Here is a 24,222-nt window from a genome sequence, read left to right as displayed (position 1 = left end):
TTATTTTAAATCGAAAAACAGGCAATGCCCATGGCGGTTGCCTGTTTTCTTATATTGCAAAGGTCATGCCTAAGTATCCTAATTGAGAAAGAAGGTAAAAAGGGGAGATTGACAGCAAAATAAATCATATAATAACTTATGTGGTTATCAATGGGAGATGTACTGGATTAAAAATTTGTACCGGTTTTATAAAAAAGTTCATTATATTTATTTAGTAACTGATCAAGTTGCTGGCTATATTCAACGGCAACATGAGAGTTTAAACCATCTTTAGCGACAATTTTGATAAGTTCATTTCTCTTTAATTCAATCTGTTCGAGAAATTCATTCTTTTTAGCCATTATATTTCCTTTCTGGCCCCAACATTTATTTCAAGGTACCCTTAATTTATGTGTTCGTTGTAAAATCTGTATGAATATAACAATTATATCGGCTTGGACTAATGAATTCAAATAAGTTAACTTAGCCTGTCGCCCATCCAGTTATAAGCTATTGGTTGTCATGAAATATTCACAGTTCCATAAATGTATTTTTTTATCTTATTTGTTACAATGTTTATAGGTTGACATACATAGGAGTGAGCTTATTTGAATGATATTAATATGTTTTTAGCTTTTGGGGCGGGATTCCTGAGTTTTATTTCGCCTTGCTGCTTACCGCTATATCCGGCCTTTTTATCTTATATCACTGGTATGAGTGTAGGTGAAATCAAATCCGAGAACGCCATGCTCCAAAGAAGAAGCATGCTGCATACTTTATTCTTCCTTCTTGGGTTTTCCCTGGTTTTTATTGCAATTGGTTTTAGCACTTCATACTTAGGTTCTTTTTTCTCGGATTACAAAGAATTAATTCGTCAGGTTGGTGCTATCCTGATTATCATTTTTGGTTTATTCATTGTAGGAATCTTTCAGCCGAAGTCTTTGATGAAAGACAGTCGTTTTGAATTCAAGAATCGACCTAGCGGATATATAGGTTCCATTCTTATCGGACTGGCCTTCGCCGCTGGATGGACTCCTTGTGCAGGTCCGCTGTTAGGTGCTGTCATTTCATTGGGTGCAACGAATCCAAGTGCTGCCATGAGCTATATGACTGCCTATATTTTAGGATTTGCCATCCCGTTCTTCATATTATCCTTCTTTGTCGGAAAGTTGAAATGGATCAAAAAGTATAGCCAATACATCATGAAGATTGGCGGATATTTAATGATTATAATGGGTGTGGTTTTATTTTTTGATTGGATGACCAAAATAATTGCAGTCCTGTCTAGACTATTCGGTGGCTTTACAGGTTTTTAGTCCATAATAAGTTAATTTTTCAATATTATTCTAATTGAGGCCAGCTATTAGGTCTTATGGTGCCCATTTCGTTGATTTTCGGTATAAGGTCAGTCACTAAGTGGTTGATGAATGCGGGATTGGGCGGTAAGCATTGAATATTATATAGAAATTAAATCCTGATCTAAGAAATTAAGAAGAACTTCAGGCTGCGATTTTCATAATGCAAAAATGGTTGACGAAGGCTATAGAAGCCGGGGCCAAGGTTTTATCGTCAAGCCTTTTGTCGAGGGCGGGAATTGGAAGCATCATCAAAAGTATTAATAAACACCTCCTTGTTTATCTTAAATAGGTACTATATACTTTGTTTATAAATTGAAGTCATATATAATTTTTAATGGTACTTACCTATTATTAGTTAAAAGGGATGGTTAAGAGATGATATATATATCAACAGGTATAGCGATTGTGATGGCTATAGGTGTTTTCATATTACGGATGAAGGAAACGAAAAAACCAGTGAATGAAAGGAAAATCATTTTACCGCCGCTGTTTATGAGTACCGGTGCTTTGATGTTTATTTTCCCGATGTTCAGGGTCACTCGATACGAATTGTTGGAGGCTCTTGTTGCAGGAATGCTATTTTCCATCTTATTGATCAAAACATCTAAATTTGAGGTTAGAGATGAAAAAATTTATATTCTGCGCTCTAAAGCGTTCATATTCATATTGATTGGTCTCATGGTGATTCGACTGGTGGCAAAGCTGATGCTGGGAAGCACGATTGAAATCGGTGTATTGAGCGGAATGTTTTTCTTACTTGCTTTTGCGATGATCGTTCCGTGGAGAATTGCCATGCTTTACCAATATAAGAAAGTTAAAGCAGCCAGTTTCGGCGGAGGCAGTATGGTTTGATAATCAAAGGAAATAATCTACAAAACCTGAGTCGTTATTCATGATGACTCGGGTTTTTCATTTGCATGGGAACTTCATTAGAAAAAAATCAATCCAAAACCCTAGTAATTTCATCCGAATTATATTATATTAGTATTATTATTTTACTTAAGGAGGAAACGGTACATGTTACAAATGATTGTGTTAGGGATTATTTGTGGTTTACTGCTGGGATTTGTGCTTCAAAGAGGCCGTTTCTGTGTTGTTGGTGCATATCGTGATTTGATTTTAGCTAAAGATGGACGGATGTTTTTGGCTACATTTGTTGTTATAGCGATACAAAGTATTGGAGTTTATGCATTGAATGGTACAGGGGTCATTCAGTTTGGAAATGATGGTTTTCCATGGCTGGGAACCATTGTGGGTGGCTTTATTTTTGGTATTGGTATGGTTCTGGCAGGAGGTTGCGCCACTGGAACATGGTATCGTGCCGGAGAGGGCATGATCGGAAGTTGGGTTGCCCTTTTTGGATATATGCTAGGGGCAGCAATGACGAAATATGGTGTATGGAAAGTGGCAGGGGATAATCTGTTATCTTATCGTACAAATGATACGTATATTCATGAAACGTTAAATGTTTCGCCTTGGGTGCTTGTTATTATTGTGACACTCTTGGTTGGCATATTGGTGATTCGTGAATTGAGAAAACCGAAACTTCCAATCTTTAAAATGAAACCGAAAAAAACGGGATTGGCCCACATCTTATTCGAGAAACGCTGGCATCCTTTTGTTACAGCATTATTGGTCGGCCTTATTGCAATCATGGCTTGGCCGCTGAGTGCAATGACAGGGAGGATGTTCGGACTCGGAATTACAGCGCCTTCAGCGAACATTTTAACTTTCCTTATCACCGGAGATGATGCGTTAATCGATTGGGGCACGTTTTTAGTAGTAGGCATTTTCCTAGGTTCTTTCATTGCTGCCAAAGGGAGCGGGGAATTCCGTTGGCGTTTGCCTGATATGAAAACGTTACGTAATAATGCAATTGGTGGTGTAACCATGGGATTCGGGGCAAGTGTTGCCGGGGGATGCACAATCGGAAATGGCCTGGTGAACTCGGCGTTATTTGCTTGGCAAGGTTGGATTGCGATTGTCTTTTTCCTGCTGGGTACATGGGTAGCAACATATTTCACGATCATCCGTAAGCAAAAGCAGGCAGCCGCCGCATCCAAAGCGGCTTAAGATACGAGTCAAAAACTTGTTAATCAAGGAGTGGAATATAAATGGCAAAAGTATTGGAAACGACTGGAATGGTATGTCCATTCCCTTTAGTGGAAGCAAAAGAAGCGATCGCGGACATGGCAAAAGGTGAGGAATTGATCATTAATTTCGATTGCACACAAGCAACGGAGAGCATTCCGCGTTGGGCTGCTACAGAAGGTCATGAAATCACCGAGTTCGAGCAAATCGATGACGCTAAATGGCGAATAATCGTAAAAAAGGGAAAGTAAATTGATTTGAAGAAAACGTGCTCAGGTTTCCTGTGCACGTTTTTTCATTTTTTCAAGGTTGAATAATTGGCGCTGAAAGTTTCTAGTGATAATATGTCTTTAACCACTTTATTAAGGAGATGTTGATATTGGTTGACGAGGTCATTTTAAATGATGTTCCACTGAAAGTTACGGATTTTCTTTCTGAAACTGTAAAGGATTCTGAAGGTAAGGAAATCAGAAAAGTCAGTTTCAATTTCAAGGTCACACATAGTGAATATCATGATATTACTACACTTCTTTATCAGATGGTTTTTGATTTAATGATTCCACAGTCAAACGAGGAGTTTCGTGCAGAGATTTTTAACTATGCAACTTCGGTCACGAATCTATATGAAGAAAATGCGGTAGGGGATTTTTCACTCGTCTTGCTGGAAGTGAACGGTCAAGAATGATTGTATTGCCAGTCTTGTAAAGATATGGGTTACTGTCTATAATAATAGTGACGATCATTCTATACATATGAGGTGGTACTTTGCTTAGCGGATGGTTTTTATGGTTCATTCTATTTTGGGTAGCCCTTTTAATTATATTGATGAGCATAGGTGGCTTTTTCATGTTTCGAAAGTTCTTGAAAAGATTTCCAAAAGAAGATGGGAAATCCGATATGGATTGGGAAGAATACTATTTGGATCAAACAAAGCACTTATGGTCAAAGCAGCAAAAGGAATTACTGGAAGATTTAGTGAGTCCTGTGCCAGAACTTTTTCGTGATGTTGCACGTCATAAGATTGCGGGGAAAATCGGGGAGTTGGCGCTAAAGGAAAAAGCGGGCGATATTACGGAAGATTTAGTAATACGCGGCTATATCATTGCCACACCAAAGCGGGACCATAAATTTTTGCAAAAAAAATTAGCTGAAAGAAAGGTGAATATGGGTCCATATGAACATTTATTCAGCTAATGATGAAAAAGGCAGACTCATTTGGAGTCTGCTTCAGTTTGTAGACAAAAGGGGTTCAGAATAAAAAAAATTCGAACCCCTTTTAAAACTCCCTTTGAAATTTTGACCAAAGGTTAAGAGATTTGGGCTCTTCGAGCCACTAGGTTATGCTATTTTAGGACCTTGCCATGTCCACATGGCCATCTTCTTTAAATTAATGGCAGTGAAAGTAAGCAGCGCTTGCATCGACAATTTTTTAAGTCCCCTTAAAGTATTCCAACGCATACCTTGCTTTTCTTTTGCATCCGTGAATACACACTTAATCGTCGTATGGAACGAATAGCGAAGGTATATTGAATGAATGTCAGTTTAACTAAAATAACTGGATCATTACTTCGGCGTCCTACCTCTGAATACATATCTTTCACCAAGTCATAAATGAAAATGAAGTTAATGGAAGCCTCCATTTTACGAACCAAATGGCTCGGCGGCACCAGTTGATCAAAAGTAATCATTTCAAGTTGTTCTCGTTGAATAGAAGGATGTTTCGAAAGCATCCTCATCACCTCAAGTTTTAATAGATTTATTTTAAAACGAAAAATACTGTAGGCAAAAGGAGTTCTATCCAAATTTTTAAACATAGTTGATTGGAACGGAAGGTGCGAGACTCCTGCGGGAATAGCGAGTCTAAGGGAGACCCCACAGGCGCGAGTGCGCCGAGGAGGCTCCCGGACCGCCCGCGGAAAGCGAGTGCCTGAAGTGGAAATCAACGTCAAAATTTGTGCAAGCAAAAAAATGTAGACAAACTCGATTTTCATCGCGTTTGTCTAAATTCAGAAGCAGACTCATTTGGAGTCTGCTTTTTTCATTTTGAATCATGAAAAGGATGGAGCTGTGTGGTAAAAATTAGAACGTTTGTACCCAAACCATGCTATTCGTTAAATTTTTGATATAATAATAGTAAGTAAAATTTAGGACGGAGTGAAACTATGAAATTTATTCATACGGCTGATTGGCATTTAGGTAAAATCGTTCACGGGGTACATATGACAGATGACCAAAGGCATGCACTCTTGCAATTCATAGAAATTGTCGAAGAGGAAAAACCGGATGCCGTGGTGATTGCCGGTGATTTATATGATCGTTCCGTTCCGCCGACTGAAGCGGTGGAGCTTCTTGATGAAATCCTTTATACGATTAATGTGAAAATGAATACACCGATCGTTGCGATTTCGGGAAACCATGATTCTGCGGAAAGACTCGCATTCGGTTCATCATGGTATCGTCATAGTCAGTTATACATTCATGGCAAATTGACAAAAACATGTGAGCCGGTTCGCATCAAGGGCGTGAACTTTTATTGTGTTCCTTATGCAGAACCTGGGACGGTCCGCCATCTTTTTGAAGATGATAGTATCCATTCCCATCAAGAAGCGATGAAGCGGATAACCGGAACGATAGCCGAGAATTTCAATAGGGATGAGCCGAATGTCTTTGTAGGACATGCTTTTGTATTAGGCGGAAAAACGAGCGATTCGGAAAGGGTCTTGTCGGTAGGTGGTTCTGGCTGTGTCACATCCGACTTATTCGATGCGTTCGATTATACGGCACTTGGGCATTTACATAGTCCAGACGCGATACGTCATCCTAAGGTGTTTTACTCTGGATCACTATTAAAATATTCTTTTTCCGAGGCCAAGCAGAATAAATCGCTTTCCATCGTCGATATGCAAGAAGATGGAAGTTTTGATATACGCTATCGTTCTTTGACACCCAAATTCGATATGAGGGAAATATCCGGGGTTATGGAAGAATTGCTTGATCCCGCTTTCTATCAATCGCAAAAAAGGGATGACTATTTGAAAATAACACTAAATGATGAGGGGGCACTCATCGATCCTATTAACCGCTTGCGTCAGATTTATCCGAACGTACTTCATCTGGAGCGAAAATGGGATTTGACTGACCTTAGGAGGAAAAATTCCTTCACTTCTGTAAAAGATGAACGGAAATCAGAATTGGACCTGTTTGAAACGTTTTATCAAGATATGACAGATAGGGACTTTGATTCACAAAAGCAGGATTTGATGGTTTCGGTAATTGAAGCTGTTAAGAAAGAGGAGGCTTTGAAATGAGACCGGATATTTTAACGATGCAGGCATTCGGACCATATGCAGGAAGGGAAATCATTGACTTTAATTCCCTTGGGGAACGGACCATGTTTGTCATCTCTGGCAAGACAGGCGCAGGGAAAACAACGATATTTGATGGGATTAGTTTTGCGATTTATGGAAAAGCCAGCGGTGAAGATCGGAGCGGGCAAGATTTACGAAGTCAGTTTGCCGAAGATGATCTGTTGACTGAAGTCTCGTTACAATTTACCTTGCGTGGAAAAACGTATTTGGTGACCCGGTCGCCACAGCAGGAACGGAAGAAAAAAGCAGGGGAAGGAACAACTACGGTTGGAGCTAAGGCTGAATTATATGAGGTATTGCCTGAAGGGAAAAAATTGCTTGGTGCAAATGTACGGGAAGTTGAAGAAAAAATAAAAGTACTAATTGGACTTGATGCGAACCAATTCCGGCAAATCCTGATGATTCCACAAAATGAATTCCGAAAACTGTTAACTTCCGACAGCAAGGATAAAGAACAGATTCTCCAGAAATTATTTCATACTGAACTTTATAAACGAATAGAAGAAAAATTAAAAGAAGAGGCTTCCATCCTAAGAAAGCAAAGCGAAAAAAGTGCTCAGCGGCGAATTGAATTGATGAAAGGCATCCATCCTGGAAATCATGAAGAGCTGCAGGCGCAATTGCAAGGGGAAGAGCCTAATGAACAGCAGGTCTTACCGTTATTACAGGAAGTCATTTTGCAAGCAACGGAAAAAAATGAATATATAAATAACCAAATACAGGAAAAGCAAAAAGCTCGAGATCAAGTAAATCAAGAGCTTTCAAAAGCTGTCGATTTATTAAATCGATTTTCTGAAAAAGAAAAACTTCGAAAAGAAAAAGAGGCCCTTGAAGCAAAGCTGCCAGAAATGGAACTAGTGAAAGTACAAATGAAAATGGCACACAAAGCGGCTTCACTTGAAAAGCAGGAACAATACTATTTGCGAATTGGCAAACAAGTGCAAGATGCGAAAGCCGAACTTCAAAAGTTAAGTGAGCAGTCCGAGAAGTTGCGAACTGAACGCATTGAGAAGCAGGATTGCTATGATAAGGAAATGTTGAAGGAAAATGAAAGAGAGCAGGCAGTCCGAGCTGTTCATCAGCTTGAGCAGGTAAAAGAGGCTGTCATGACTTTTGCAAGCTTAAAAGCACAGGTTACCTTAGATGAAAAAGAGTGGCAAACTTGTAAACGACTTCGTGAAAAAACTGTTTCGGAACATCTGTCGGTCGAAGCGGAAGCTGAGAAAGTCGCTCAAGAAAAAACAGAAGCGGAAAAAGCGGCTGTTCTTTATCGTGATCAGGAAATTGAAGCAGAAAGAAACCATTCATCATTATCTAAAATTAAAAAGCTTCAAGAAGTTCTTTATGAAATCCAGAATACGAAACGGGTGCTGGATGAAAAGAATAATCGGTTCCAGGAGTTACAAAGAATACAAATTCAGGAGAAGGAAAAACTGGAAACCCTGAATCGAAACTGGCGATCTGGCCAAGCAGGTATGCTTGCTTCCATGCTGCACTCTGGAGAAAATTGTCCTGTGTGCGGTTCACAAAGTCATCCAAAACCAGCTCAGATGCATGAGCATATGCCGACGGATTTGGAACTGAAAGAGCAAGAAAACAAGCTGAAAACGGCGGAACAACAAAAAAGCCAAGCGGAAAGTGAATATTATCAAGCGAAATCCAAATATGACGCATTGTTAGAGTCTTCACAAGAAAAGCTGAGCGACTTACAAAATGATATGCCGGAGTTTAAGAATGAAGATATTAATGAGCATTTGCTGCAGTTTGTACAAAAAGGAAAAGTGCTGCAAGAACAGCTAAAAGAATTGATGCGGAAAAAGTCAGTATTAAATGATCTGGAAAAAAGGTTGCTGGATTTAAGAGAGAAAGCATCCGAGCTAAAGGAAAATCTGATCTCTTTAGAGAGAAAAGAGGACCAAGGGAAAACCAGGTATATTGAAAACTCTACAAAACTAACAGGATTAACCGATTCCCTGCCAGACGGAATACGGACAGAGGAAGAATATAATGCAGCTTATCTAATGGCTGTAAATACAAAGAAACGCTTACAATCGGCCTTGGAAGATGCGCAAAAAAACCTTCAACTGGTGAAGGAAAGAGAATCGGCCATCAGTGCGAAAAAAGAATCCCTAAGTGGAAATATCGAGGCTTTAAATACAGAATTGAAAGAGGAGCGGGAAAAGTTAATTGCGGATATGACCAATCAAGGTTTTTCCAATTATAAAGAATATACGGCAGCAAAAATATCGGAAGCAGCTCTTGGAAATTTGGAGGACCAAGTTCAGCAGTATAATCAAAATTGGCAAAGTGTTTTAAGTCTGTTTCATGATTTGGAAATGAAATTAAAAGATGTGACCAAACCGGATCTTGAAGGATTGAAAAAGACTTTCGATTTCATAGATGAAGAATTGGAGTCGTTACGCCAAAAACAGAATGAGTTGCAGGCTGAAAAACGGACTAACGAAGAAATCCAAAGGAAATTGGCGCAAATTAGGGAAGAACAGAAAAGTTTGGATGAAAGGTACAGTATCGTCGGTCATCTGTCTGAGATTTCCAAAGGTCAAAACTCCTTCAAAATAACTTTTGAACGTTATGTACTTGCAGCCTTTTTAGATGATATCTTAAAAGAAGCCAATTCAAGGCTGCTGAAAATGACAAGCGGAAGATATCAGTTATTGCGAAAGCTTGATCCTACACGAAGGAATATCCAGAGCGGTCTGGAGTTATCTGTGTATGATCAATATACAGGACAAGAGAGGCATGTCAAAACCCTTTCGGGAGGAGAGAGCTTTAAGGCTTCCCTTGCACTTGCCTTGGGTCTTGCGGATGTTGTCCAGCAGAATGCTGGCGGAATTTCACTTGAAACGATGTTCATCGATGAAGGTTTCGGTACGCTCGACCCTGAATCTCTTGATCATGCAATTGAAGCATTAATGGATATACAAAGCACCGGGAGATTGGTCGGGATAATATCCCATGTCCCGGAATTGAAAGAAAGAATCGATGCCCAGCTTCAAGTCATTTCGACACAAAAAGGAAGTCGGACGTCCTTTTATTTTGCTGGTTAATCAAGAAAAAAGAATGGCTAAGGGGAGGTTACCCTTAGCCATTCTTTTTATTTTTAATGAACGGACTACTCAATGTTAATATCTTCAGCTGTTTTTCCGGGGGAAAACTTATGGATGCGAATCACCAAAATCGGATTCGAGAATTCAGCGGTAATTCTGCGTGAGCAAATCGAAAAGGGGAAAGGGATTTTTCTCTGTGTGGGTAGCTTATCTTCTTTTTTTTCAAGAAATGGCTTATGAGTATCGTCAACGATGATCGATAGCTCATTATCACTTAGGCATACTTTAATATCTTTCACATCATGATCTTCCAAAACCGCTTCCACCATATACTCATCGTCACTTTCGTATATATCAATTGAAAAAAGTTGATGATCCAACGCACAAGTTTCCGGATCCAGAAAAAAACTTTTTACCCATTCATCAAACTTTTCAACCTCAGTCATTTGCGATCCATGTTGATTGTCTTGCATGTTGATACCCCCGGTTTTCCTTTGAGGTATTATATGATGGAGCATGAAGAATGGTGATTGAAAAAGTGAAATTGAAGATAATAAAAGATTCCGGGAAATTGGTTCGAAAAATGTAAAAAGCAATCAATGCAAAGGGACGATGTGTATGCGGGTATTAAAAAGCATAACAAGTTATAAAAGAAAGGGTCATAAGTCCTTCTAAAAGAGTGGATTTTTTAGAAGGATTTTAACTTTATAAGTACAAATTAGGCTTATAAAGCATGTAACTTCTTAAACTAAAGGCTATCTCAATTCATCCCAATATAAAAAGACATACTCTGGTTCATGCTCTTTTTTTAACTCATCAACACTTGCTATTATTTCTAAAGTTTTCTTTTTATTCGTACGTAAAGTATTACTAGCGTTCTGTTTTAAACCCTTTTCATCCATGATATACACTCTCCTTTTTAGCATAGTTTGTGTCCTGCCCCTCTTCTTATTCTTGTTTTTGCAAGGAATGTAATCATTCATTAACAAGATGGTTTCAAGAGGAAAATGTTATTAGAGATTTATTTTACGGATTAAATGTTGACACTAAAGAAAAATAGCAGTATGATAATGAAGTCGCCTAATTAATGAGCGATTTTAAAAAAAGAAATACTTCGTAGAAGTTGACAACTATTCAACGTTATGTTAAGATGAATTAGTTGAAAAAAACCTACAACAAATTGCTCTTTGAAAACTGAACAAAACAAAGCGCCAACGTTAAATTTTAAGTGAGCACACACTATCAAAAAAGCAAAATGAGCAAGTCAAACATTTCTTCGGAGAGTTTGATCCTGGCTCAGGACGAACGCTGGCGGCGTGCCTAATACATGCAAGTCGAGCGAATCGACGGGAGCTTGCTCCCTGAGATTAGCGGCGGACGGGTGAGTAACACGTGGGCAACCTGCCTATAAGACTGGGATAACTTCGGGAAACCGGAGCTAATACCGGATACGTTCTTTTCTCGCATGAGAGAAGATGGAAAGACGGTTTACGCTGTCACTTATAGATGGGCCCGCGGCGCATTAGCTAGTTGGTGAGGTAATGGCTCACCAAGGCGACGATGCGTAGCCGACCTGAGAGGGTGATCGGCCACACTGGGACTGAGACACGGCCCAGACTCCTACGGGAGGCAGCAGTAGGGAATCTTCCGCAATGGACGAAAGTCTGACGGAGCAACGCCGCGTGAACGAAGAAGGCCTTCGGGTCGTAAAGTTCTGTTGTTAGGGAAGAACAAGTACCAGAGTAACTGCTGGTACCTTGACGGTACCTAACCAGAAAGCCACGGCTAACTACGTGCCAGCAGCCGCGGTAATACGTAGGTGGCAAGCGTTGTCCGGAATTATTGGGCGTAAAGCGCGCGCAGGTGGTTCCTTAAGTCTGATGTGAAAGCCCACGGCTCAACCGTGGAGGGTCATTGGAAACTGGGGAACTTGAGTGCAGAAGAGGAAAGTGGAATTCCAAGTGTAGCGGTGAAATGCGTAGAGATTTGGAGGAACACCAGTGGCGAAGGCGACTTTCTGGTCTGTAACTGACACTGAGGCGCGAAAGCGTGGGGAGCAAACAGGATTAGATACCCTGGTAGTCCACGCCGTAAACGATGAGTGCTAAGTGTTAGAGGGTTTCCGCCCTTTAGTGCTGCAGCTAACGCATTAAGCACTCCGCCTGGGGAGTACGGCCGCAAGGCTGAAACTCAAAGGAATTGACGGGGGCCCGCACAAGCGGTGGAGCATGTGGTTTAATTCGAAGCAACGCGAAGAACCTTACCAGGTCTTGACATCCTCTGACAACCCTAGAGATAGGGCTTTCCCCTTCGGGGGACAGAGTGACAGGTGGTGCATGGTTGTCGTCAGCTCGTGTCGTGAGATGTTGGGTTAAGTCCCGCAACGAGCGCAACCCTTGATCTTAGTTGCCAGCATTCAGTTGGGCACTCTAAGGTGACTGCCGGTGACAAACCGGAGGAAGGTGGGGATGACGTCAAATCATCATGCCCCTTATGACCTGGGCTACACACGTGCTACAATGGATGGTACAAAGGGCTGCAAACCTGCGAAGGTAAGCGAATCCCATAAAGCCATTCTCAGTTCGGATTGCAGGCTGCAACTCGCCTGCATGAAGCCGGAATCGCTAGTAATCGCGGATCAGCATGCCGCGGTGAATACGTTCCCGGGCCTTGTACACACCGCCCGTCACACCACGAGAGTTTGTAACACCCGAAGTCGGTGAGGTAACCTTCATGGAGCCAGCCGCCTAAGGTGGGACAGATGATTGGGGTGAAGTCGTAACAAGGTAGCCGTATCGGAAGGTGCGGCTGGATCACCTCCTTTCTAAGGATAATTACGAGAGCGCTTTTGTTTTGTTCAGTTTTGAATGAGTAATTCATTCAAATAGGAAAGACGAACATCACGATGTGATGGATTCTTTCTGCTTTGTTCCTTGAAAACTAGATAATAGATAGAAGGCAATTAATTTTTTTCAAAGCATCTGTAAGATCTTTTTTAACGGTTAAGTTAGAAAGGGCGCACGGTGGATGCCTTGGCACTAGGAGCCGATGAAGGACGGGACTAACACCGATATGCTTCGGGGAGCTGTAAGTAAGCTTTGATCCGGAGATTTCCGAATGGGGAAACCCACTGTTCGTAATGGAACAGTATCTTTACCTGAATACATAGGGTACTGAAGGCAGACCCGGGGAACTGAAACATCTAAGTACCCGGAGGAAGAGAAAGCAAACGCGATTTCCTGAGTAGCGGCGAGCGAAACGGAATTAGCCCAAACCAAGAGGCTTGCCTCTTGGGGTTGTAGGACACTCAACATGGAGTTACAAAGGAACGGGGTAAATGAAGCGACCTGGAAAGGTCCGTCGAAGAAGGTAAAAACCCTGTAGTTGAAACTTCGTTCCCTCCTGAGTGGATCCTGAGTACGGCGGGACACGAGAAATCCCGTCGGAAGCAGGGAGGACCATCTCCCAAGGCTAAATACTCCCTAGTGACCGATAGTGAACCAGTACCGTGAGGGAAAGGTGAAAAGCACCCCGGAAGGGGAGTGAAATAGATCCTGAAACCGTGTGCCTACAAGTAGTCAAAGCCCGTTAATGGGTAATGGCGTGCCTTTTGTAGAATGAACCGGCGAGTTACGATTTCATGCGAGGTTAAGTTGATGAGACGGAGCCGCAGCGAAAGCGAGTCTGAATAGGGCGAATGAGTATGAGGTCGTAGACCCGAAACCAGGTGATCTACCCATGTCCAGGGTGAAGTTCAGGTAACACTGAATGGAGGCCCGAACCCACGCACGTTGAAAAGTGCGGGGATGAGGTGTGGGTAGCGGAGAAATTCCAATCGAACCTGGAGATAGCTGGTTCTCTCCGAAATAGCTTTAGGGCTAGCCTCAAGATGAGAGTATTGGAGGTAGAGCACTGATTGGACTAGGGGCCCCCAACGGGTTACCGAATTCAGTCAAACTCCGAATGCCAAATACTTATTCTTGGGAGTCAGACTGCGAGTGATAAGATCCGTAGTCGAAAGGGAAACAGCCCAGACCACCAGCTAAGGTCCCAAAGTATACGTTAAGTGGAAAAGGATGTGGAGTTGCTTAGACAACCAGGATGTTGGCTTAGAAGCAGCCACCATTTAAAGAGTGCGTAATAGCTCACTGGTCGAGTGACTCCGCGCCGAAAATGTACCGGGGCTAAACGTATCACCGAAGCTGTGGATTGACACCGTATGGTGTCGATGGTAGGAGAGCGTTCTAAGGGCGTTGAAGTCAGACCGGAAGGACTGGTGGAGCGCTTAGAAGTGAGAATGCCGGTATGAGTAGCGAAAGAAGGGTGAGAATCCCTTCCACCGAATGCCTAAGGTTTCCTGAGGAAGGCTCGTCCGCTCAGGGTTAGTCGGGACCTAAGCCGAGGCCGAAAGGCGTAGGCGATGGACAACAGGTTGATATTCCTGTACCACCTATACATCGTTTGAACGATGGGGGGACGCAGAAGGATAGGGTAAGCGCGCTGTTGGATATGCGCGTCCAAGCAGTTAGGCCGGAAACGAGGCAAATCCCGTTTCCATTAAGGCGGAGCTGTGATGGCGAGGGAAATATAGTACCGAAGTTCCTGATTCCACGCTGCCAAGAAAAGCCTCTAGTGAGATGTAAGGTGCCCGTACCGCAAACCGACACAGGTAGGCGAGGAGAGAATCCTAAGGTGTGCGAGAGAACTCTCGTTAAGGAACTCGGCAAAATGACCCCGTAACTTCGGGAGAAGGGGTGCTTTTTAGGGTGAATAGCCCAGAAAAGCCGCAGTGAATAGGCCCAGGCGACTGTTTAGCAAAAACACAGGTCTCTGCGAAGCCGCAAGGCGAAGTATAGGGGCTGACACCTGCCCGGTGCTGGAAGGTTAAGGGGAGAGGTTAGCGCAAGCGAAGCTTTGAACCGAAGCCCCAGTAAACGGCGGCCGTAACTATAACGGTCCTAAGGTAGCGAAATTCCTTGTCGGGTAAGTTCCGACCCGCACGAAAGGTGTAACGATCTGGGCACTGTCTCAACGAGAGACTCGGTGAAATTATAGTACCTGTGAAGATGCAGGTTACCCGCGACAGGACGGAAAGACCCCGTGGAGCTTTACTGCAGCCTGATATTGAATTTTGGTACAGCTTGTACAGGATAGGTAGGAGCCTGAGAAGCCGGAGCGCCAGCTTCGGTGGAGGCGTTGGTGGGATACTACCCTGGCTGTATTGAAATTCTAACCCGCGCCCCTTATCGGGGTGGGAGACAGTGTCAGGTGGGCAGTTTGACTGGGGCGGTCGCCTCCTAAAGAGTAACGGAGGCGCCCAAAGGTTCCCTCAGAATGGTTGGAAATCATTCGTAGAGTGTAAAGGCACAAGGGAGCTTGACTGCGAGACCTACAAGTCGAGCAGGGACGAAAGTCGGGCTTAGTGATCCGGTGGTTCCGCATGGAAGGGCCATCGCTCAACGGATAAAAGCTACCCCGGGGATAACAGGCTTATCTCCCCCAAGAGTCCACATCGACGGGGAGGTTTGGCACCTCGATGTCGGCTCATCGCATCCTGGGGCTGTAGTCGGTCCCAAGGGTTGGGCTGTTCGCCCATTAAAGCGGTACGCGAGCTGGGTTCAGAACGTCGTGAGACAGTTCGGTCCCTATCCGTCGCGGGCGCAGGAAATTTGAGAGGAGCTGTCCTTAGTACGAGAGGACCGGGATGGACGCACCGCTGGTGTACCAGTTGTCTTGCCAAAGGCATAGCTGGGTAGCTACGTGCGGACGGGATAAGTGCTGAAAGCATCTAAGCATGAAGCCCCCCTCAAGATGAGATTTCCCATGGCGCAAGCTAGTAAGATCCCTGAAAGATGATCAGGTTGATAGGTCAGAGGTGGAAGCATGGTGACATGTGGAGCTGACTGATACTAATAGATCGAGGACTTAACCAGCGCTTTTTAAAAAATGAAATACCTTCTTATTATCTAGTTTTGAAGGAACAACGTTCCTTTATTGTTTGGTGGCGATAGCGAAGAGGTCACACCCGTTCCCATTCCGAACACGGCAGTTAAGCTCTTCAGCGCCGATGGTAGTTGGGGGTCTCCCCCTGTGAGAGTAGGACGCCGCCAAGCAATGTTTATCACAACAATTAGGATTCATAAACCCGTATAAACAGGTTCAAATCCTATCTACGTATTCTAAACCTTAGGATTATCCTAAGGTTTTTTTGTATAAATTCCACAATTCGTTGGAAAGGCTTATTAATAGCATAATTTTGGTAGGGGGCTTCTCGAATGACCAGTAAAGAAGAAATCCTGGACAATAAACAAATTCTTCATTCTTTTGCGAAATGGTTAATGGGTCAAAATAAATCCGATGGTACGATTAAAACCTATGTGGGAGTCATCTCCCAGCTTCTTCAATGGTTTAAAGATGAGGCGAAAAAGATTGAAAAATCCCACGTCCAAACCTATTTAGACGATATGGAACAGTCAAACAAGAGTGGAGGAACGATTGAAAAACATTATTCAGCCATTACCATGTTTTCCAGGTTCCTTGATAAACCCGAAATCGTCCTCAACATCGATCGTAAAGCAAAGGAAAAGAAAGAAGATCCGCCAAAAGCCCTGAACATGCTTGAGCAAGCTGCGCTCTTAAAAGAAATCGAGGCCTCTGGGCATTTCAGGAATATTGCTATTGTCTACACAATGATTCATACGGGTATCCGGGTGTCCGAACTTTGTGATTTGAACCATAGTGACATTCAAAAAGAGGGAGAAAGGCAATATATCCTCATTCGGGATTCAAAAGGTGATATAGACAGGAAGATTCCACTCTCCATGACTGCTAGTGAAAAGATCAAGGCATACAAGGAATTTTTAAATATGGAAACGGAAGCCATCTTCATATCCAGTGTGAATCAACGCATAACGCCAAGGTCCGTGCAATATATGTTGACTAAATATAATGCGACTCCCCATAGGCTGCGGAATACGTTTTGCCAAACATTAATCGATAAGGGGATAGACCTTCAAACCGTTTCAAAATTGATGGGGCATAAAGATTTGAACATGACCAAACGTTATATAGGAGAAGGAAAAGAAGAATTGGAATCAGCCATTGAAAATACTTTTGATAATTTGTAGGATTGGGAATACTAAACGATATACAAGAAGTTTTTCCTTCATTATATAAGTTCCAATAGCCCGGGGAATTTAATGCTGATGATTTAAAAATAGCATTTCTTTTATAGTTGTAGGCCTTTTAAAGGACAGATTAAAATGACTAGGAATTTTTAAGGCGAAGATCTCTTTTGGTGAATGCCACCCAAAACAACCCTTTGGTAGCCAAGAGGGTTAATTAAAAGGAATTTATTCTTTACCTAGGGTAGACTAGAAAACATCATTGGACTTCTTATTCTACAATTTAGGGTTGCAGGGTAGTTTCTCTTAGTAGTTTCTCGGCTTCAATTATACAAGCACCCTTGTCATGTAGGTATTCAAGTGAGATACTCCTTTTTAATGCTGTTTGTTCCATTAATCTAATTTCATGCTGCATAGCACCAGACAAAATTCCATTTTCAATGTTCTTATTTATTTCATAATAAAATCCTGCCAATAATTCTAACGGTAATTCATCGTAAAGGGAACTTTTTTTGATCTTCATAAAGTACCTCCTCATTTTACAATAAAACTAGCATACATATTTGTAATAAAAACATAAGGGATCTTAAGGGGAGCTTTTAAGCTAGGGAAACCCTGAATTTGACCGAATACAGAGTTTTTTTGTATTTGAATAATATGATTGATGAATCACTGTTTCCTATTCGGAAGAAGCTATTCTTTCTATGTACTGTTCCGGGTATTGGCCCCACCTACGCCAGATACTATGACGGCCACGCATGCCATCCAACCTATTATCACCATAAAAGAAAGCGCTTACATTGTCAAAGATTTCATTTGGAAATTCGAGCAAAAACCTCTTGGTATGATAAAAGGATGACAGGCTGATAGGATGAAGGGGCTAAAATTTACAAAATCAGCAGATTTATTATTTTAATAATATCCAAAAAAGAAAATGTTGTATTTCACAAAAATGGTTGAGCGCCGTTTAAAGCTAAAAAATTTCCGAAATGGTCTGTATAGCATTGTTATACCCGTTCGTAAAAGTTAGAAAAACATTTACGAACGCTTTTGATAGAATAAGAGAGAGAAAAGTAGATGAAGGAGTAAAAAAATGGATGTCCGTAAATTTGGATACATTAGAGTGAGTAGCAAAGATCAAAATGAAGGACGACAACTTCAGGCCATGTTAGATAATGTTCTTAAAGAACGTTATATCTAGGTCTTTACAGGATGGTCCGATTGATTGAACCAGTTGTGTGGCTTTGATGATTCTTGGATTCAGCGGTGGCAAAAAAGTCTACGAACGCGCAAAATCTAAAAATCCAGGAATGGAAAGGGAGCTATTTAACCGTAGGTCAATAAAATTCGAAAAGCCCATCCTCAGCTGGATGGGCTTTTTGAAATTTATAATCCCAAAAGTCTATAACAGGATTTGTGAGTATGTATAATCTATAATATGGTAAAAGTCAACTTTTCAATATCGTTAATAAAGAGCTGAGTTTATATAAATTCAAAAATGAATTATGGGCATTTTCGATGAATCCCCTATAGAAAGGCATTATTTGTGAATAAAATTCATTAATGAATTGACTGATGTTAATAATAAGCGATTTTACATTAAATTGGGACTTGGCATGCAAGTTGCATAATAATAGTTATAAATCAAACATGCACGATATGAAATTCGTTTATGTGCGGAGGGATAAATGGTGCGAAAAACGATAAATAAACCATGGGAGCAATGGTATGTTGAAAGAATGAAATCTATGAAGCTACCGGAAATATCCGTCTATTCACTGCTTGATATAACAGCGTGTAAGTTTCCACACCATACAGCCATCATTTATGAAGACCAGTCCATTGATTATAAGAATCTAAAAATGCAGGTAGACAAACTTGCAGGTAAATGGAGAGAAATGGGCTTTGTTAAAGGTGAACGGATTGGACTGATGATGGCCAACCACCCCTATTTCATAATGAGTTATTATGCTGCCCAGGCACTGGGTCTGTTGGTTGTACAAATTAATCCCATGTATAAACCGCGGGAACTATTGCAAATATTAATAGACTCGGATACGAAGAATATTGTATTTGACCAAACGGCCGCAAATACAATCGAAGAAACGAAAGCGATATATGAATTTGATGTATGCATTGATACGGAAAATGATCAAAATGGCTCCTATTCCCTTAAAACGATGATTGAAACAGGAGATGCGATTAAGAAGCCCGTAGTGATAATCCCGCATGAAGATACGGCAGTCATCCAATATACTGGAGGCACCACTGGGAAGATGAAGGGTGTCATGCTTACTCACCATAATTTAACCTCAAATGTTGTGCAGAGCTTTGAAATGTATGGTGATTCCCTAAAACCTGGCGAAGAAATCGTTTTGGCAGCTACGCCTCTTTACCATGTTTATGCCATGACGAGTGCAATGAATCTAGGTATTTATATTGGAGCTGCCATCCTCTTATTTCCTAAATTCGAACTTGAAGATGTACTTGCAAAAATAAAAAAGTATCGTCCGACTTTCTTTCCGGGAGTTCCAAAGATGTACAACGCTTTCGTCAATCATCTAGGAATTGAAAACTATGGACTGAATTGTTTAAAAAGTTGTTCTTGTGGATCGGCGCCCCTGCCGGTTGAAGTAATAAAGCGATTTGAGGGGCTGACCGGTGCCAAAATCGGAGAGGGTTTCGGTTTGTCTGAAGCTTCACCTTCCACTCATCGAAATCCGCCCTTCGGAAAAAGGAAAATAGGAAGCATTGGCATCCCTTTTCCTGGCACGGATTGTATGATCATTGACGATGAAAATAATGAAGTGCCTAACACATGCGTCGGGGAGTTGCTCATAAAAGGCCCGCAAATCATGAAGGGTTATTGGAATAACGAAGCCGAAACCAAAAAGGCCTTACAGAATGATTGGCTATATACTGGCGATCTTGCTGTGATGGATGACGAAGGATATTTCTATATCGTCGGCAGGAAAAAAGAAATGATCATCGTCGGCGGATTCAATATTTACCCGCAGGAGGTAGAAGGGGTTCTGTATGAACATCCGGCCATTAAAGAGGCAGCTGTGGTCGGCATCCCACATAAAGAAAAAGGAGAAATAGTGAAAGCATTCATCGTACCTAAAGAAAGCGCTTCCGTGGATCTTGAAGAAATAGAAGGATATTGCTATTCCCAATTGACGCCTTATAAAGTACCAAAAGTATTTGAATTAAGAAAAGAACTTCCGCGTAATACAGTGGGTAAACTATTAAAAAGATTGTTAGTTAAGGAGGAATTAGAAAGGGGTTGAAAGTGGGGGAGCGTGATTTCAACCATCTAAGTTGAACCTTACGTTGGTTGGTATTCCATTGTAAACAAAAATAAAGAAGAGGAGGGATTCATATGCGTTGGGTTGTTCTCATTCTATTATTCTTTGGAGCCGTCATCAATTTTGCAGATAAATCGATCGTGGGCCTCGCAGCTGTTCCCATCATGAAGGAATTCAATCTGACCTATGCAGAGTGGGGTCTTGTTGGAAGCAGTTATTATTGGCTTTACCCAGTAACAGGGATTTTTGGGGCAGCATGGGCTGATCGGCTGGGGGCTAAAAAAGTGCTGGGGTTCATCATGCTGACATGGACCGTTTTGCAATTCGGCGTTTTAGCCATCACCGCTCTTCCGTTATTAATTCTGTACAGGATTTTACTTGGCACATTCGAAGGGCCTTATAGCCCAATTGCTTACAGTCATGCCGATAAGTGGTTTCCGCCGAAGCTGAAAGGTTTTGCCAATTCGGTTGTTGTTGGCGGAGGGACCGTTGGCGCGATGATCGTGGCACCGATCCTCGTATCCTTAATTACGATATTCGGCTGGAAGGTTGCCTTTGCCGCCCTTGGTGCAGCAAGCCTTGTTTGGTTCTTCCTCTTTCAATTTTTAACAAAGGAAAATCCAGTTGAAGTATACGAAAACGTCCAAAAGAAAAAGAAACAAAAACTGGAAAAAATAAAAGTGAAAGACTTTTTGCTGCTACTGGCCTCGCCAACTGCTTTGTTTACTACGCTCGCTTATTTTTCAACGTATATTTTAGTTGTTTGGTTTTCCGTTTGGCTCCCGATTTATTTAGTGGAAGCCGTAAAAATGACTCCAGGTCAAATGGGAACCAGCGTTGCGATAATCGGAGTCGTTTCCGTATGTATTTATATGGGTGTTTCGATGGCGTCCGATCATTTATTCAAGAAGAATCAGAATTGGCGATCATCAAGGGTATTCGTCGTAGCGGGCGCCATGATTCTTGGTGCATTGTTCTTTTCCTCAATCATGATATTTCAAAATCCAATCTGGGTGATAGTCGCCATGTGTTTAGCAAAGGGTCTTACATACGCCATTTTACCAATTGGACCAACGATCATGATCAATGAAATGCAGGATCGGGGGGGATTGATGACAAGCATCTTAACATCATCAGGAAATCTAGCGGGAATTGTTGCACCTCTATTAACTGGATATATCATAAGTTTAGCTGGAGGAAATCAACTATTGGGCTATAACCTATCGATATTGTTCATGGCCATCCTTGTGCTGGCTTTTGGCATCCTGTTTGCGATATTCGTTAAACCGGCCGGGAAACTTAAAAATAAAAGTTCGGATAACTTTGACCTTAAGTCCTCATAAGCAGGTCGAACCTGCTTACATTCAATGAAACTGGTGAAATGAAGTCATGCCATCAAATAATGGCGTGAATAAAAGGAAAAGGAGCGGATTGGACATGAATAGAGAAGCCGTCATAGTTTCTGCAGTTAGAACAGCAATTGGAAAACAGGGAGGTGCACTTGCATCTGTTCCTGCCCACGTATTTGGAGCAGAAGTGATGAAAGAAGCCTTGAAACGAGCGAATGTAGAACCTCGTATGGTAGATGATGTAATCTTGGGGAATGTGTTAAGCGGGGGTGGAAACATTGCCAGGTTAACTGCACTGGAAACGGGCCTCTCGATTCATCTTCCGGGTCTGACTGTAGACCGACAATGCGGCTCGGGAATAAATGCTGTCAACTTGGCTGCACAAGCGATCCGGGCTGGCGAAGGCGATGTCTATATCGCCGGTGGGGTCGAGAGCATGAGCAGGGCGCCATACTTGATGGACCGACCGGAAAAACCATACAGTGCAAAGCCGCCGCAGTTCAGAAAGTCCAGGTTGTCCCCTAAAGAGATTGGCGATCCCCCGATGGGAATCACGGCTGAAAACTTAGCGGGAAAATATGAGGTCAGCAGGGAAGAACAAGATGCCTTTGCTCTACAAAGCCAAAAAAATATGGCCAGAGCCGTGGAAGAGGGCCGGTTCAATGAACAAATTGTGCCTATTCACATTCCCGTCAGAAAAGGTGACGATATCGAATTTAAATTGGATGAACATCCTCGACCGCAAATAACGAAAGAAGGGCTAGCCAAATTATCGCCTGCATTTCTAGAAGGCGGGTCCGTGACTGCAGGCAATAGTTCGGGATTGAATGATGCCGCATCAGCATTGGTCATCATGTCGAGGGAAAAAGCGGTGGAATTGGGGATTAAGCCTTTAGCGACGATCAGGGCACAGGCAGTTGCAGGGGTAGATCCAAATTATATGGGAATAGGACCTGTTCCCGCTATAAGAAAGGTAATGGAGAAATCAGGACTTTCCTTAAATGAAATGGACATCATTGAGTTTAATGAAGCATTCGCCGCTCAAGTCATTGCTTGTAATCGGGAGCTTGATATGAATCTAGCAAAAGTGAATGTGAACGGGGGAGCCATTGCACATGGACACCCACTAGGTGCGACGGGTGCCATCCTCATTACGAAAGCGGTTCATGAATTGAAGCGTTCTGCCGGAAGGTTCGCCCTTATTACAGCTTGCATTGGGGGCGGACAGGGAATTGCTACGATAATTGAACGTGAAGGCTGATTTTATATGTGTATTTACAAAAAAACAATCAATTTAGCACAGCATTCTGACCTAAATGCCCTACTTGCCGATGGCTACTATACATGAACAGAACTAAGGAGGAATAAACTCATGACAATCACTTTAACCAAGGAAATGCAGCAAATGAAGGAAATGATCCGTAATTTTGTTGAAAGGGAAGTGGAGCCCTTCGCCATACAAATTGAAGAAGATGATGCCATCCCAGAGCATTTGGTGGAAAAAGCGAAAGACCTTGGCTTATTCGGGATAAGCATTCCCGAACAATACGGTGGAATTGGCTTAAATGCGGTGGGAAAAGCTACCGTATTAGAGCAGTTAGGAAGGACCCATAATGGTTTCGTTTCATTAATAAGCGCTCACACCGGGATTGGCAGTACAGGTCTGGTTAAGCTGGCATCCGAACATTTGAAAAATAAATACTTGCCTGAAATGGCAGCAGGCACGAAAATTGGCGCCTTTGCTTTATCTGAACCCGGAGCGGGATCGGATGCAACCAATTTGGCAACGAGTGCAGAAAAGAAGGGTGATTACTGGGTGATGAACGGGACGAAACATTTCATCACGAATGGGCCGATAGCTGATGTTTATACCGTATTCGCTTTAACGGATAAAGATAAAGGGGCAAAGGGAGGGATTACCGCTTTTTTAGTGGAAAGAGACTTTCCTGGTTTGACTGTCGGCAAAAAGGACAAAAAAATGGGATTAAGAGGATCATATACCTCACAGGTCATTTTTGAAGATTGTATCATACCTGAAGAAAATGTAATCGGCGAAGTTGGAATGGGATATATTTCTGCACTTAAAATTTTAGGTGAAGGGCGAGTAGGATTGGCTGCAAGAGCAGTGGGTTCAAGCGGAAAATTAATTGAATTATCAGCTAAATATGCCAAAGAGCGCATCCAATTCGGTAAACCGATCGCTGACAACCAAGCGATTCAATGGATGCTTGCTGATATGGCAACCGAAACGGAAGCCGCAAGAGCATTGACGATGATGGCGGCACAAAAGATTGATGAAGGAAAAAAAGTGATCAAGGAAGCTTCAATGGCCAAACTGTTCGCTTCTGACGTTTTTAATCGGGTGGCGGATAAAGCGGTACAAATTCATGGCGGGATGGGATATATGGCTGAATATCCAGTAGAACGTTTTTATCGGGATGCCCGCATAACGAAGATCTATGAAGGAACGAATGAAATCCAACGTTTAATCATTGCAAGAAATGTCTTGGAAGAATGCTGAATGTTTACTGTTTTATTCGGGCAGGTAGTCTTTTGCCCACGTATCCGGAATTTCAA

The 24,222-nt window shown here is 42.2% G+C and carries 17 protein-coding genes, 3 rRNA genes and 3 pseudogenes; 17 read left to right on the top strand and 6 right to left on the bottom strand.

The window, feature by feature from the left end:
• Positions 1–167: 167 nt before the first annotated feature.
• Positions 168–341 (bottom strand): aspartyl-phosphate phosphatase Spo0E family protein, encoded by a 174-nt coding sequence (locus A6755_RS26240; RefSeq protein WP_084737866.1) that lies wholly within the window; start codon positions 339–341, stop codon positions 168–170.
• A gap of 246 nt (positions 342–587) precedes the next feature.
• Here A6755_RS26240 and A6755_RS17295 point away from each other — a divergent pair, with 246 nt between their 5' ends.
• The 6 genes from A6755_RS17295 (at position 588) to A6755_RS17270 (ending at position 4,622) form a co-directional block, all read left to right on the top strand.
• Positions 588–1,295: a cytochrome c biogenesis protein CcdA gene (locus A6755_RS17295; protein WP_063591466.1), complete on the top strand. Its 708-nt coding sequence runs from the start codon at positions 588–590 to the stop codon at positions 1,293–1,295.
• Between the two features lie 417 nt (positions 1,296–1,712).
• Entirely contained in the window at positions 1,713–2,189 is a 477-nt protein-coding gene (locus A6755_RS17290) for a CcdC family protein (RefSeq protein WP_048685979.1), read from the top strand.
• 165 nt (positions 2,190–2,354) lie between these two features.
• Positions 2,355–3,410, top strand: coding sequence for a YeeE/YedE family protein (locus A6755_RS17285; protein WP_174878734.1), 1,056 nt, complete (start codon positions 2,355–2,357; stop codon positions 3,408–3,410).
• 41 nt (positions 3,411–3,451) lie between these two features.
• On the top strand, positions 3,452–3,679 hold the full coding sequence (locus A6755_RS17280) for a sulfurtransferase TusA family protein (protein ID WP_034312908.1): 228 nt from the start codon (positions 3,452–3,454) through the stop codon (positions 3,677–3,679).
• Positions 3,680–3,807: 128 nt separating this feature from the next.
• A complete protein-coding gene (locus A6755_RS17275; protein WP_063591465.1) occupies positions 3,808–4,113 on the top strand; it encodes a DUF3219 family protein in 306 nt (101 codons plus the stop codon).
• A gap of 80 nt (positions 4,114–4,193) precedes the next feature.
• Positions 4,194–4,622 (top strand): DUF2621 domain-containing protein, encoded by a 429-nt coding sequence (locus A6755_RS17270; RefSeq protein ID WP_034312903.1) that lies wholly within the window; start codon positions 4,194–4,196, stop codon positions 4,620–4,622.
• A 144-nt stretch (positions 4,623–4,766) separates the two neighbouring features.
• Here the strand turns inward: A6755_RS17270 and A6755_RS28300 are convergent.
• Positions 4,767–4,928 (bottom strand): annotated as a pseudogene (locus tag A6755_RS28300) (transposase); the annotation flags it as partial.
• A pseudogene (locus A6755_RS17265) lies at positions 4,925–5,158 on the bottom strand (transposase); the annotation flags it as partial. The pseudogenes A6755_RS28300 and A6755_RS17265, both read right to left, overlap by 4 nt.
• A gap of 432 nt (positions 5,159–5,590) precedes the next feature.
• Between A6755_RS17265 and A6755_RS17260 the strand changes: the two are divergent.
• Both A6755_RS17260 and A6755_RS17255 read left to right on the top strand, forming a co-directional pair.
• The gene (locus A6755_RS17260; RefSeq protein WP_063591463.1) at positions 5,591–6,736 is read left to right on the top strand and encodes an exonuclease SbcCD subunit D; all 1,146 of its coding nucleotides are present in this window, start codon (positions 5,591–5,593) and stop codon (positions 6,734–6,736) included.
• Complete coding sequence (locus A6755_RS17255) at positions 6,733–9,864, top strand: SbcC/MukB-like Walker B domain-containing protein (RefSeq protein ID WP_063591462.1); 3,132 nt, start codon at positions 6,733–6,735, stop codon at positions 9,862–9,864. Before A6755_RS17260 ends, A6755_RS17255 begins: the two co-directional genes overlap by 4 nt.
• A gap of 65 nt (positions 9,865–9,929) precedes the next feature.
• Here the strand turns inward: A6755_RS17255 and A6755_RS17250 are convergent, their stop codons facing one another.
• Complete coding sequence (locus tag A6755_RS17250; protein ID WP_034312897.1) at positions 9,930–10,337, bottom strand: Hsp20/alpha crystallin family protein; 408 nt, start codon at positions 10,335–10,337, stop codon at positions 9,930–9,932.
• Positions 10,338–10,619: 282 nt separating this feature from the next.
• The gene (locus A6755_RS27145) at positions 10,620–10,766 is read right to left on the bottom strand and encodes a hypothetical protein (RefSeq protein WP_156404311.1); all 147 of its coding nucleotides are present in this window, start codon (positions 10,764–10,766) and stop codon (positions 10,620–10,622) included.
• A 371-nt stretch (positions 10,767–11,137) separates the two neighbouring features.
• Here A6755_RS27145 and A6755_RS17245 point away from each other — a divergent pair.
• The 4 genes from A6755_RS17245 to A6755_RS17230 all read left to right on the top strand — a co-directional run bounded on the left by A6755_RS17245 (position 11,138) and on the right by A6755_RS17230 (position 16,991).
• Positions 11,138–12,688: ribosomal RNA gene (locus A6755_RS17245) — 16S ribosomal RNA — on the top strand.
• Positions 12,689–12,864: 176 nt separating this feature from the next.
• A 23S ribosomal RNA gene (locus tag A6755_RS17240) occupies positions 12,865–15,797 on the top strand.
• A 64-nt stretch (positions 15,798–15,861) separates the two neighbouring features.
• A 5S ribosomal RNA gene (gene rrf / locus A6755_RS17235) occupies positions 15,862–15,977 on the top strand.
• Together the 16S, 23S and 5S rRNA genes form the textbook arrangement of a ribosomal RNA operon.
• Before the next feature lie 162 nt (positions 15,978–16,139).
• Positions 16,140–16,991 (top strand): tyrosine-type recombinase/integrase, encoded by an 852-nt coding sequence (locus A6755_RS17230; RefSeq protein ID WP_063591461.1) that lies wholly within the window; start codon positions 16,140–16,142, stop codon positions 16,989–16,991.
• Positions 16,992–17,271: 280 nt separating this feature from the next.
• Here A6755_RS17230 and A6755_RS17225 read toward each other — a convergent pair whose 3' ends face one another.
• Positions 17,272–17,511, bottom strand: a complete 240-nt coding sequence (locus tag A6755_RS17225; RefSeq protein ID WP_063591460.1) for a hypothetical protein — start codon at positions 17,509–17,511, stop codon at positions 17,272–17,274.
• A gap of 570 nt (positions 17,512–18,081) precedes the next feature.
• Between A6755_RS17225 and A6755_RS27685 the strand changes: the two are divergent.
• The 5 genes and pseudogenes from A6755_RS27685 to A6755_RS17200 all read left to right on the top strand — a co-directional run.
• Positions 18,082–18,186 (top strand): annotated as a pseudogene (locus A6755_RS27685) (recombinase family protein); the annotation flags it as partial.
• A gap of 493 nt (positions 18,187–18,679) precedes the next feature.
• Positions 18,680–20,278, top strand: a complete 1,599-nt coding sequence (locus A6755_RS17215) for a long-chain-fatty-acid--CoA ligase (protein ID WP_084738215.1) — start codon at positions 18,680–18,682, stop codon at positions 20,276–20,278.
• A 92-nt stretch (positions 20,279–20,370) separates the two neighbouring features.
• Positions 20,371–21,639 carry an MFS transporter gene (locus A6755_RS17210; protein WP_063591457.1) on the top strand — a complete coding sequence of 423 codons (1,269 nt, stop codon included), beginning with the start codon at positions 20,371–20,373 and terminating at the stop codon, positions 21,637–21,639.
• Positions 21,640–21,733: 94 nt separating this feature from the next.
• Complete coding sequence (locus A6755_RS17205; protein ID WP_063592593.1) at positions 21,734–22,906, top strand: thiolase family protein; 1,173 nt, start codon at positions 21,734–21,736, stop codon at positions 22,904–22,906.
• Positions 22,907–23,017: 111 nt separating this feature from the next.
• A complete protein-coding gene (locus A6755_RS17200; protein ID WP_063591456.1) occupies positions 23,018–24,166 on the top strand; it encodes an acyl-CoA dehydrogenase family protein in 1,149 nt (382 codons plus the stop codon).
• The last annotated feature ends 56 nt before the right edge of the window (positions 24,167–24,222 follow it).

The organism is Peribacillus frigoritolerans, from assembly GCF_001636405.1.
In the GTDB taxonomy this organism is placed as follows: domain Bacteria; phylum Bacillota; class Bacilli; order Bacillales; family DSM-1321; genus Peribacillus; species Peribacillus frigoritolerans.
The sequence above is the reverse complement of the archived record's forward strand: the minus strand, read 5'-3'. Positions and strand labels throughout refer to the sequence as shown.